Genomic DNA, 11,790 nt, shown 5'->3' with positions numbered 1-11,790 from the left:
CCTTAAGAAGCCACCTTTATTATAATCTATTTCACAGATAATATTCAGAATATTAAAAATTAACCAAGTGAAAAAGGAGGGTTTTTATGCAATTACATACCGAGGTAAAAAAGCAGCCGAGTAAACGAAAGTTTAAAATGCCTGACGCGTACGTACTATTATTTTTTATTGCCTTACTTTGTGCCATTGCTACATATTTCGTTCCTGCTGGAGAGTTTAAAAGAGTTACAAACGGTACTGTTACAACGACAATACCAGGAAGTTATCATTCTGTTCCACAATCTCCGGTAGGATTTGTTTCTTTTTTTACCACTATTGAAAAAGGAATGACACTTGCTGCTCCTATCATCTTCTTAATTTTATTTACAGGTGGAGCCATTGCCATTCTTGAAAAAACAGGCGCTCTTGACGGTTTAATCTATCATGTTATTAACAAATTTCGTAATCAGCAATTACTTTTCATTTGTATTGTCGCCGCACTCTTTTCTATTCTCGGAACAACTGGCATTATCGTTAACTCGGTTATAGGCTTTATCCCCATCGGCATCATCGTTGCACGCACATTGAAATGGGATGCTATCGTCGGTGTAGCAATTATTTATTTAGGCACTTATGCTGGTTTTAATGCTACTATATTATCTCCCTCACCTTTAGGCATTTCACAAAAAATCGCTGAACTTCCGATGTTTTCAGGAATTGGTTTACGCACAGCAATCTATATCTCTTTTTTAATTGCCACCATTTTATATATTAATTGGTATGTAAAACGCTTAAAAAAATCGAATAAAGGAAGCATACTCGGAGATAACTGGTTTCCAAGTAATGCTCTTTCAAGTGAGAAAGAACTAGAGAAAACTGAAGTTCCTTGGACAATACGTCACAAATTAATTTTACTCGTTTCGGCTTTATCGTTAATTGCATTTTTAATAGGCGCTTTCCGTCTACATTGGACAGACGCAGAAATGACCGCTACTTTTATTTTCATAGCAATTACAGCGGGAATAATAGGTGGCATGAAAGCAAACGATATCGCTTCTACTTTTCTAGCAGGCTGCCAAAATCTCATATACGGTGCTTTGATCGTCGGAATGGCTCGTTGTATTTCAGTCATTCTAGAACAAGGCAAATTACTTGATACAATTGTTAATCAGCTCGCACAGTCCCTCGAAGGACAAAGCCCTGTATTTGGCGTTATCGGTATGTATGTGAGTAGTGCCGCATTACATTTCCTCATTTCATCCGGGACAGGAGAATCTGTTATTTTCATTCCGATATTAGCTCCACTTGCCGATTTCATGCACATTACACGTCAAGTTACAGTACAAGCTGTTATGCTTGGAGAAGGTGTAGTAAACTGCCTCAATCCAACTTCCGGTGTTTTAATGGGCGTTCTCGCAGCGAGCGGCATTTCTTACGGAAAATGGATTCGTTTTATGGCTCCACTTGCGTTCATTTGGTTTATCATCGGACTTATTTTTCTTATTATTGGCGTGAATATTGAGTGGGGACCGTATTAAAAGACTCATATTATACTTTACTTAATAAAATATCGATTCTATTCTCCAATCCTATAAAAATCACTTATTCTAGTATAGATATAAACAGGGATTGATCATAGTGATCAATCCCTTCTCTCAAAGTAAAATACCTTTAAGTATTTTAGTTCCAAATTTTATTTACCCATTCCGGATGATCAATAAAAGGATTACGATTATGTTGATATTTCGTAAAAATCACTTCATTACGCTTTCGCTCTAAATCATCTACAGGGTCTTGTTCATTCCATTTTAGTAAAACGGATAGTTTGCCCATGTATGGATCTTTATTGTTATTCACCTTTTCATTTAATTCTAAGTCTATTTCGCCGTTGTCTCCTTCATAACGAACAGCCATGTAAAATAGCATTCTAGCGATATCTCCTTTTACACTATCACGAGGTTCCCAAGAATCACTATCATATTTACATTCTGTCGCTTCCGAATGATTCACACCACCATTATCAAAATCCAGATTTCCACGTGAACTATTTACAGATACATCCGTCGCTCTTAAATGATGCAAATCTGTTCCAGCTCCTGCAGTCGTTCCAAAATCACCGTGAGATTTTGCCCAAACATGCTCTCGGTTCCAATTATCAACTCCTGAACCATTCGTAAGTTTCCCTTGCGAACGCCCAGTATATAAGAGTATCACATTGTTTTTATTATTTGGATCTTCATCAGTATCTCTTAGTGCTTCCCAAACCGCACTGTATGATAACTTTGTATGATCATCAATAATATTATGAAGTTCCTTCTTTAACTCTAAACCCGTTTTTCCTATTGCATTATTATAATATGTATCATCATAGCTTTTTACAGTAATCTCTTGTGGTGATGCAGAAGCTACTTCACCGTGTATGATATCTGTGAATGATAGAGATGCAGTACTTAAAATAAAAAATGAAGATAGTGTAACCATAGCAAGCTTTGTATTTCGAAACTTCATATACCCATTTCCCCTTTAAAATATAATTTGAAGCCATTAACTAAAAAATGCTTTCTAACCCCCAAAAACTTTTAGAAAGCCATACCCATCCTTTTCTTTTTATTTAATACAAAACTCTATTGAGTCTGTATTATTTCCACACTTTTGGTTTATCTACTTCTCAAGGAATATCCTTCTCTAGTAAAGATTATTAAAATATTCTTTACAATTAAAAAGTAGTTTAATGTTAACTTATAAATTTCAATTTTTTCATGCAATTATACATATTTGATAAATCGTTCGACTTTTCCTTTTTCTATAATTGTCTTTATTTTTTGGTGTAAAACCCTTCTTCCTCTGAAAAATAAGTACAAAAATAGATTGGATACCATGTAAGGCACCAATCTATTTTAATTAAAGAAACTTTGGTAATTCTGAGTTCACAACACATTGCGCAGTAATGATAACATTTTTATATTGAGACAGAACTACTACTATTTATTTGGTATCGAACCTATATACTTTTTAACTACTTCATATACATATTCTTGATTTGCCGCCGCTGTATTTGGATTGTATTTTCCGCCGTTTGTTTTATTGTTAGATAATACTCGAATCCCTAAAAATGGTACGTCATAAGCTTTTGCGATTTGCGCTGCGGCAGCACCTTCCATTTCTTCAACAGATGTACCGTATTTTGTATGGAACCATTTAATTCTATCAACTTCATTATTCCAAAGATCTGCTGAACCTATAGTCCCTTCAACCACTTTACCTTTTGTATATTTATCTTTTACCGCATTAGCTGCTGCAAGTAAATCCTTATCTCCCTCGTAGTATCGGATTTTCTCAGCATTTGGATCTTCTCCTGCACTTCCTTCAGAAGCCATTAAGTCCATTGAAATCCATTTTGTCGGTTCAATCCCTTGATTCTCATCCATATTTGTTGTTTTTAATGAACCTATGTTCGCTACTTGTTTTCCTAAAACAATATCAAATACGTTTAAATTTGGATCGTGTCCACCTGATGTTCCTTGGTTAATAATCGCCTTAGGCTTATATTTTTCAATAGCCACTGCTGTAGCAGCTGCTGTATTTTCCATTCCTTTACCTGTTTTCGCTACGATTACAGGATAATTGTCGACAGTGCCTTTATAAAATACGAAAGTTCCAGACTTTTCTTCTTTCACATTTTTTAACCTTTTTGCAAACTTCTCAGCCTCTATCGGCATTGGCCCTTGAATTAAAATAGGTTGTTGATTACTTTTTGCCTCAACTTGTTTTGGAGTCACATTACATCCCGCAAGTATTGATAATGACAATGCAACAGTAGTTACTAGGGCGGCACATTTTTTCAACGTATTCTTCTTCATAAATAATTTCCTCTTTCTCTTGTTGTTTTCTATACTCGATGCTTTTAGTCCAAACAAAAAAAGTTCTAGAAATTGTAGAAGAATCTCTACTTTCTAGAACTACGGTAGTCAAAGTTAATTAAGCAAAAGATAAAACAAATGCCAAATTATAGATCGGTAGCGCTCATGAAATAGCACGGCCGAATACTTTAACCCGTAGTCCAGTTCTTTCATTGGGAACTAGGTAGAAACGCTCGGACCATATTACCGAGTATATACGAGTGATGATGTGTAAAATTATTATATTGGTAATATATCAAACTTTTAGTGTGCACGCAATCTAAATATGAACATTTTCATTAAAATCATTTTAAATGTTCGTTTTTTATAAGTTAAATGGACAGTATTTTCATCTTCCAATGGATAACACCTGCAAAAAACTTACAATCTAAATACTAAACTAGATTTACCTACAACAACCGATCGCTGCTGCTTTTTTCAACCCATCTTGTCCCCTCTTCATATCAGTCTATGAACGGGGCGGGAAGGGTGCCATAAAGAATGGACGGAAGCCGCGTTTTCCGCGCAGCTTCCGTCCCGATTTTCCGGACAACTAACTCAAATACCGATTTCGGATGACCCCCATGTGATGAATCTCGTGTCCTGCGATGCCGTACGCGAGGGCGCGCGCCGTAATACTTGCGTTGTTGGCTGAGCCTTTGCGAGACCACGCCTCCTCCGGTAACCCGCGCAGCAGTGTGATCGTCGATTGCCGTACGGCCCGGTAGTCTTCGGCCAATTGCGCGGTTGTCCAGTTTCCGAAAGGAGGCATGAACAATTCCTGGTCGAAACCGGACAGAGGCGTCTGGTCCCCTCTTGCGAACCGAAGCAGGCGGTAGGTCATAACGCGTTCTCCGTCTGCAATGTGACCCACGACTTCTTTCAGCGTCCATTTTCCTTCCGCATACCGATACGCGCCATTGCTTTCGGTCAACGATGCCAGCAGCTCGGTCATTTGCTTTTCCTGAGCGAGCAAAATGTCGATGATGTTGCCTTCCGGTACCAACCTAATATACTCTCCGAAGTTGACGGCATATTCCTCTTCAGACGGTCTTTGATTCATGCGTAATCACCTCTCTATGGAGTTATAGAAAATTAAAATGTTCTTTCCAATGCTCTACTGCGATTTTTTTGCGGATTTCGTAATTTCGGCATGTATAATGAATTCGCGAAAGAATAAAACTTTCCTTTTTTTATACATTCCTATCCTAACGTGGTTTTAGTGTTCTTGTTTGTTACTGGATTAGCCAAAAAAATGTATAAAAAAGGATAATTAGCCCCCATAATGGGCTAACTATCCTATAAAACTAGAACTTCTTTTCCTATGTATCATTATTTCGTTATTTCACCAAACTGCGCTCTCGTCACTTTCGCTAAGTCATCCACTTTCAGCTCAATTTGTATACCAATCTTCCCGCCGCTCACTATGATTGTTTCAAGCGATTGAGCACTCTCATCAATGCATGTAGAAAATAACTTTTTCATTCCTACTGGTGAACAACCACCGCGAATATATCCTGACACTTTCGTAATATCTTTTACGGGAATCATTTCAATCTTCTTTTCACCAACTGATTTTGCTGCTGCTTTCAAGTTCAGTTCTTCATCTACCGGAATGATAAACACATGATAATTTTTACTATTCCCTTGAGCGATTAACGTTTTATATACTTCTCTCACTTCTCGTCCAATTTTCCCGGCTACTGATACGCCATCAATTTTTCCATCGTCCGGATCATATGACATCATCGAATATTCGATCTTTTCTTTATCTAATATTCGCATCGCATTTGTTTTATCTTTTTTCATAGCGGTCTCCTTAAAAGGTTATTTCATATTATTAAGTTTTCTTTTATTATACACCCTTTTCCATTTTACCTGCATAACTTCACATTTTTGTAGATATATTTATGCATCATCCAACAAAGATTTTATTTCCCATTAAATTTAAAATCACATAAAGTGAAACTTTAATCAGTGGGGGTTTTGTTCAACCCCCACTGATTATTAGTTGAACCAATCGGGCTGCCCGTTAATGCGGGATAAAGAAAATCGACATCGAGCCTTCAAACGGAAGGCTCGATGTCGATTTTACATTTAACGTCCAAACTCTTTATTAAATATTTTATCCCTGCCTGTAATAACTTCTGGTCCTACTGCATTAATAGCAGTTACTAAAATATGTTCTCCTCCAACAGGTCCACCAACCCTTGTTTCAAATCCAAAAGTCCCACCAGCATGCCCCCAATACGATTGTCCATCTGATGTTTTCTCTTCATAAATTCCTAGTCCAACCTTACCTATAGGTGAATCTACTGTTGTGAACATCTGATCCATTAGCTCTTGATTTAAGAGCTTTCCACCCAACAGTGCACTGAAGAATGTAGTCAAATCTTCCACTGTTGAAACCATATTTCCAGCTGCATTTGCCCATGACTGATTAATTTCTGTCAAATCATATAAACGACCTGATCTATCCATATTATATCCATTAGCATGCTTACCCGGTATGTGCGAACTTGCTTCCATTACAAATGTCTCTTTTAACCCGAGCGGTTCAATAAATCTTTTTCTAATTTGCTCCGCATACGTATCTCCTGTTACCTTCCGAATAATTTCCCCGGCTATAACAGTATTTGTGTTTGAATAGTCCCAGCCCTCCCCTGGTGCAAATACAGGCGGCTTTGCAAGTGCTAAACTTATGAGCTCATCGGTACTATAATAACGAAATGGGTTTTGAGGCAATGTAATATCTCGCATATCTAAATCAGTATATGCTGCAATCCCACTTGTATGGTTTAATAACTGACGAATTGTAATTTTACTCCCATCATATCCGTTACCCTGTACAACTCCTGGCAACCATTTTTCAACTGTATCTTCAAGGTTTAATTGTTTCTCTTCAGCCAATTGCAGTACAACAGAAGCAGTGAAAGTCTTCGTTATGCTTCCGATACGGAACGAAAAATTCGTTTCTACAGGGTGTGGCATCTCATAACTAGCTGTTCCGGTAGCATACGACCAACGCTTTCCATCCTTTAATCCGCCAGCTATAACACTAGGAATTTTTTTATTCGTTACTACTTGATCCATTACATTTTGTACTTCTTCTCGATGTTTACTTTTCTTTTCCTTATCAATAGGTTCCTTTTTTGATTTTGCCGCAAATTCTGAAGCTAAAATATTATTAATTTGTTTCTCTGCGCCTAATACATTAATATTTATCGAGATAACATGCTGACCATCTTTCGTTCCACCAGCAAAGTTAGTAAAACCAGGGATACCACCACCATGTCCCCATACTTCAGTACCATCTGGTAATTTTGTTGCGTGAATACCAAGTCCATACTTTCCTAATGGGGTATCTACTGTGTGAGTCACCATCTCCTTCTGCATTTCCGGTGTTAGTAATTTACCACCTAATAAGGCACGGAAGAACGTTGTCATATCTTCTCCTGTCGAAATCATTTCACCACTAGCATTAGCAAACGATGGATTAAACAAAGTAATATCTACTAATTTATCTCCCGTATTTAAATAGCCACGGGCATTTTTTTTCGGAATATCCATTGAGCTTCCAGGAAGAACTGTTTCTTTTAAACTAAGAGGATCAATAATTCGTTTTTGTATCTGCTCAGCATATGATTCCCCTGTTACTTTCTGAATAAGTAATCCAATAATAACCATATTCGTATTCGAGTATGACCATCCTTTTACTGGTTCTAATTGTAAGGCACGAGAAATTAATTGTTCCGCTGTATAATTCTCACTTGGATTCTCTATTAATTTCTCTTTAAGATCTGGAGTCAAGTAATCAGCAATTCCGCTTGTATGATTTAATAGTTGGCGAATCGTAATTTTGCTGCCATCATAACCTTTCCCTTTTATAAGTCCCGGCAACCATTTCTCTACCGTATCATCAAGACTTAACTTCTTTTCACCCGCAAGCTGCAATACTACTGTAGCTACAAAGGTCTTCGTTGTGCTCCCAATTCTAAAAGCAGAATCAGCATCTACTTTATGATTTCTCTCAATATTACCTTCCCCAGAAGCATATGCCCAACTTGCCTCTCCATTTTTCACAGTAACAATAACTCCTGGAATATTCTTTGCATCGGCAGCTTTATCAATAACTTGTTCAATTGATGTCCTTTTGTTTACGGCATGTACGTTTTCATAAGAAGGTATCGCTAACGCTCCAACCAATATTGCTCCTGTTAAAGTAAGGGCTGTTCCTTTTCTTAAGATAAATGACTTCATTATGCATCGCTCCTATTATTTTAATTTTTTCTGTTGTCTTACTCCCTCACCTTAACTTCAATATTGTTAAATCACATAGTGACAAAACGTTTTAATTTATTTATGACGCTTTATGCAACTATGTCATATAAAACATGTGACAAACTGTCAACTGCTTCATATGACATACTTTGTTGACTGTTTTTCTATTGACGATTTCAAAGATATGTTACATGATGAATCTGAATCATTGATAATTAATCTTAAAATACAAGTAGGTGCTTAATTTATGTTCTCATTCACAAAAAAATGGATTTGGTATGACTGGATATTTGTGCTCATACGAACATTTTGGCTAATTGTTATCATCGGCGCTAATTTTATGTTTCCAACATCCATTCATACATCAAGTATGATTGTACTTTCTCTCACTTTTGTCGTTTACCTTGTACCATTAATTATTCGATATAAGAAACCAGAATGGTACCCTGCATTCGATATTATTACTGCGGGTTGTTTTTATCTTTACTTAGCATCCGTAGCTCCAAATTTACTTTGGTCTTTCATTTTACTCGTAATCATTATTGGACTATGTAGTAATCAAAATAATTATATATGGAGCGGTATTTTTTGTGGATTTGCATTCCCGCTATTGAATGCTTGGATTGCCAACCGACCACCATATGAACTAATCGTTAGTTGTAGTCTCGGTTTTGCCATTGGCATTTCTTTTAATATATTAATTCAGTATCATAAGCAATCTCGAATTATTGAAGAGCAAAAACTACTATTAGAGCAACATATTAATAGGATTGAAAAGCTTACTTTAATAGAAGAACGTAATCGATTGTCACATGAACTACATGACACAATTGGTCATACACTTACTTCTCTCATCGCTGGCGTCACATCACTAAGATCATCGGTACCGGATTCACAGTTTGAACGAATTGATTCCCTTATCAGTATTGCTCAGCATAGTCTAAATGATATTCGAAAGCATCTACATGAGCTATCTCATAATCCACTTAGTAATTCATTAAGTGAATCACTACAACAATTAACAAAAGAATTTATGAAATCTACAGGTACAACCGTTACATTTCGTATGATCGGAAACGAGACTCTTGTAATGCAAAAACTAAATTTTTGCCTATACCGTTGTCTTCAAGAGTCGTTAACAAATGCTGTTCGGCACGGTAAAGCGAGCAACATATCCGTTCAACTACATTTCGACGACCAACAACTTCGATTGCAAATTGAAGATAACGGGATTGGAATGAAAGAAATTCAATTTGGCTTTGGACTCAGCGGAATGAAAGAGCGACTTGAACAAATTCAAGGGACATTATCGGTTCAGTCTAATGTTGAACAGGGAACATTAATTGTTTGTAATATTCCATTACAAACAAAACTTGTACATGACATAATTCGCTTATTGGTCGTTGATGATCAGGCACTTATTACAAATAGTTTAGAGCAAATTTTAGAGCACCAAACTGATTTTATTGTTGCTGGTAAGGCATATGATGGATCTGATGCATTAAAATTATGTGAACAATTACAACCTGACATTGTACTAATGGACATTCAGATGCCAGAAATGAATGGTATTGAGGCTTTACTAGAAATGAAGCGACGTTGGCCTAATATGAAGATTGTACTTATGACAACATTTGAAGATTCCTTACAAGCAGCAACAGCACTCGAACATGGAGCTGAAGGTTACATGTTGAAATCTATTCATCCACAAGAAATGAAGGAGGCCTTGAAACTTATTTATAACGGTGGAACTTGGATTGACCAATCAGTTGCCACACGCATTTTTGAAGAAATGAAAATTCAACGTGAGCAATTAGCGAAAATCAAATCAACTAAACAAACTTCTCCATATGGGCTTACAAAACGGGAAATGGAAATTTTAGAACATCTATCAAACGGATTACGCTATAAATCTATTGCCGCTAAGCTATTTTTATCTGAAGGAACAATCCGTAATTACTGCTCAAATCTCTATTCAAAACTAGGTGTTAACAATCGTGAAGAAGCGATAAAAATGGCACGAACAGAAAACATCTTGTAGGCAATGTGCAATGAATACATTTCGCTTCACAACTAAAAATATTGATAATTCAAAAATCATCTGATATAATTTGGAAAAACTTATGTTAAGGAGAGATTTGTCATGCGAAATGTTAATACTTCTTTCCAACTTCATCATCATACGTAACGCCGTGTATCCGAAGAAAAATTTTTCTTCGTGGGTACAGGGCTTTTCCTGTTGACCCACGAAGCGTTCATAAAGCTATGTGGGTATTTTTATACCCGCATAGCTTTTTTTAATTTAAAAAAGGAGTGATTATAATGGAAATGAAAAATGTAAAAGGAACGAAAGACTATTTACCAGAGGAACAAGTGTTGCGAAATAAAATTAAAAGAGCTTGTGAAGACACGTTCGAACGATACGGATGTAAACCGTTAGAAACACCAACGTTAAATATGTATGAGCTTATGTCTTACAAGTACGGCGGTGGCGATGAAATTTTAAAAGAAATATATACGCTTAAAGATCAAGGAAAGCGCGACCTTGCCTTACGCTACGATTTAACCATTCCATTCGCAAAAGTCGTGGCAATGAACCCGAACATCCGCCTCCCTTTTAAACGGTATGAAATTGGAAAAGTATTTCGAGATGGGCCAATTAAACAAGGTAGATTTCGTGAGTTCATACAATGCGACGTTGATATAGTTGGTGTAGAATCTGTCATGGCAGAAGCGGAACTTATGAGTATGGCGTTTGAACTGTTCCGAACGTTAAACTTAGAAGTAACGATCCAATATAATAACCGAAAATTGTTAAACGGCATTCTCGAATCTATTAACATCCCTACTGAACGAACGAGTGACGTCATTTTATCATTAGACAAAATCGAAAAGATTGGGATTGATGGTGTACGAAAAGATGTACTAGAGCGCGGAATTACTGAAGAAATGGCTGATACGATATGTAATACCGTTTTATCTTGTCTAAAGCTTTCAATTAATGACTTTAAAGACGCTTTCAATACTCCACTCGTTGCCGATGGAGTAAACGAATTACAACAATTACAGCAATATTTAATCGCCCTTGGAATAAATGAAAATGCTATATTCAATCCATTTTTAGCACGAGGACTTACAATGTACACAGGCACCGTATATGAAATCTTTCTAAAAGACGACTCAATTACATCCAGCATCGGTAGCGGCGGTCGATACGATAATATTATCGGGGCATTCCGTGGTGATAATATGAGCTATCCAACAGTCGGCATTTCATTCGGTTTAGACGTTATTTACACCGCACTATCACAGAAAGAAACAATATTATCTACAGCGGATGTATTTATCATCCCACTCGGGACAGAATTACAATGTTTACAAATTGCCCAGCAATTACGTTCTACCACTTCCCTAAAAGTCGAACTCGAACTAGCAGGACGCAAATTAAAACGGGCCCTTAATTATGCCAATAAGGAAAACATCCCTTATGTGCTTATTATTGGGGAAGAAGAACTTAGTACAGAAACCGTTATGCTGCGGAATATGAAGGAAGGTAGTGAGGTGAAGGTTCCCCTTTCTTCTTTAAATAGTTATTTATAATACGAACCACCCTCGTTTGGGTGGTTTTTCT

The 11,790-nt window shown here is 36.8% G+C and carries 8 protein-coding genes and 1 riboswitch; of the genes, 3 read left to right on the top strand and 5 right to left on the bottom strand.

Going from position 1 to position 11,790, the window contains the following annotated elements; all coding sequences use genetic code 11:
* The first annotated feature begins 86 nt into the window (after positions 1-86).
* Positions 87-1,517, top strand: a complete 1,431-nt coding sequence (locus ACSG5Z_RS15885; protein ID WP_435711728.1) for a YfcC family protein — start codon at positions 87-89, stop codon at positions 1,515-1,517.
* Positions 1,518-1,659: 142 nt separating this feature from the next.
* Here ACSG5Z_RS15885 and ACSG5Z_RS15880 read toward each other — a convergent pair whose 3' ends face one another.
* The 5 genes from ACSG5Z_RS15880 to ACSG5Z_RS15860 all read right to left on the bottom strand — a co-directional run bounded on the left by ACSG5Z_RS15880 (position 1,660) and on the right by ACSG5Z_RS15860 (position 8,138).
* On the bottom strand, positions 1,660-2,487 hold the full coding sequence (locus tag ACSG5Z_RS15880; RefSeq protein ID WP_144525088.1) for an endonuclease I family protein: 828 nt from the start codon (positions 2,485-2,487) through the stop codon (positions 1,660-1,662).
* Positions 2,488-2,960: 473 nt separating this feature from the next.
* Positions 2,961-3,839: a 5'-methylthioadenosine/S-adenosylhomocysteine nucleosidase gene (locus tag ACSG5Z_RS15875; protein ID WP_435711727.1), complete on the bottom strand. Its 879-nt coding sequence runs from the start codon at positions 3,837-3,839 to the stop codon at positions 2,961-2,963.
* A 176-nt stretch (positions 3,840-4,015) separates the two neighbouring features.
* A riboswitch (purine riboswitch) is annotated at positions 4,016-4,119 on the bottom strand.
* Between the two features lie 312 nt (positions 4,120-4,431).
* Complete coding sequence (locus ACSG5Z_RS15870) at positions 4,432-4,941, bottom strand: DinB family protein (protein ID WP_087984164.1); 510 nt, start codon at positions 4,939-4,941, stop codon at positions 4,432-4,434.
* Between the two features lie 269 nt (positions 4,942-5,210).
* Positions 5,211-5,687 carry a Cys-tRNA(Pro) deacylase gene (gene ybaK, locus ACSG5Z_RS15865; RefSeq protein WP_172555509.1) on the bottom strand — a complete coding sequence of 159 codons (477 nt, stop codon included), beginning with the start codon at positions 5,685-5,687 and terminating at the stop codon, positions 5,211-5,213.
* 288 nt (positions 5,688-5,975) lie between these two features.
* Positions 5,976-8,138: a serine hydrolase domain-containing protein gene (locus ACSG5Z_RS15860; RefSeq protein WP_435711726.1), complete on the bottom strand. Its 2,163-nt coding sequence runs from the start codon at positions 8,136-8,138 to the stop codon at positions 5,976-5,978.
* A 268-nt stretch (positions 8,139-8,406) separates the two neighbouring features.
* On the opposite strand from ACSG5Z_RS15860, the gene ACSG5Z_RS15855 reads away from it, so the two are divergent.
* Both ACSG5Z_RS15855 and ACSG5Z_RS15850 read left to right on the top strand, forming a co-directional pair.
* Entirely contained in the window at positions 8,407-10,200 is a 1,794-nt protein-coding gene (locus tag ACSG5Z_RS15855) for a response regulator (protein WP_435711725.1), read from the top strand.
* 281 nt (positions 10,201-10,481) lie between these two features.
* Positions 10,482-11,759 (top strand): histidine--tRNA ligase, encoded by a 1,278-nt coding sequence (locus ACSG5Z_RS15850; RefSeq protein WP_435711724.1) that lies wholly within the window; start codon positions 10,482-10,484, stop codon positions 11,757-11,759.
* Positions 11,760-11,790 lie beyond the last annotated feature (31 nt).

Origin of the sequence: Bacillus pretiosus (assembly GCF_051294775.1) — a bacterium.
Lineage (GTDB): Bacteria > Bacillota > Bacilli > Bacillales > Bacillaceae_G > Bacillus_A > Bacillus_A wiedmannii.
Note: the sequence above shows the minus strand (reverse complement) of the source record. Positions and strands in the feature narration are given on the sequence as shown.

What these genes read in the sequence shown, in the direction of transcription:
- ACSG5Z_RS15885 (WP_435711728.1), top strand. Translation starts at nt 87, where the DNA reads ATGCAATTACATACCGAGGTAAAAAAGCAGCCGAGTAAACGAAAGTTT.
- ACSG5Z_RS15880 (WP_144525088.1), bottom strand. Translation starts at nt 2,487, where the DNA reads ATGAAGTTTCGAAATACAAAGCTTGCTATGGTTACACTATCTTCATTT.
- ACSG5Z_RS15875 (WP_435711727.1), bottom strand. Translation starts at nt 3,839, where the DNA reads ATGAAGAAGAATACGTTGAAAAAATGTGCCGCCCTAGTAACTACTGTT.
- ACSG5Z_RS15870 (WP_087984164.1), bottom strand. Translation starts at nt 4,941, where the DNA reads ATGAATCAAAGACCGTCTGAAGAGGAATATGCCGTCAACTTCGGAGAG.
- ybaK (WP_172555509.1), bottom strand. Translation starts at nt 5,687, where the DNA reads ATGAAAAAAGATAAAACAAATGCGATGCGAATATTAGATAAAGAAAAG.
- ACSG5Z_RS15860 (WP_435711726.1), bottom strand. Translation starts at nt 8,138, where the DNA reads ATGAAGTCATTTATCTTAAGAAAAGGAACAGCCCTTACTTTAACAGGA.
- ACSG5Z_RS15855 (WP_435711725.1), top strand. Translation starts at nt 8,407, where the DNA reads ATGTTCTCATTCACAAAAAAATGGATTTGGTATGACTGGATATTTGTG.
- ACSG5Z_RS15850 (WP_435711724.1), top strand. Translation starts at nt 10,482, where the DNA reads ATGGAAATGAAAAATGTAAAAGGAACGAAAGACTATTTACCAGAGGAA.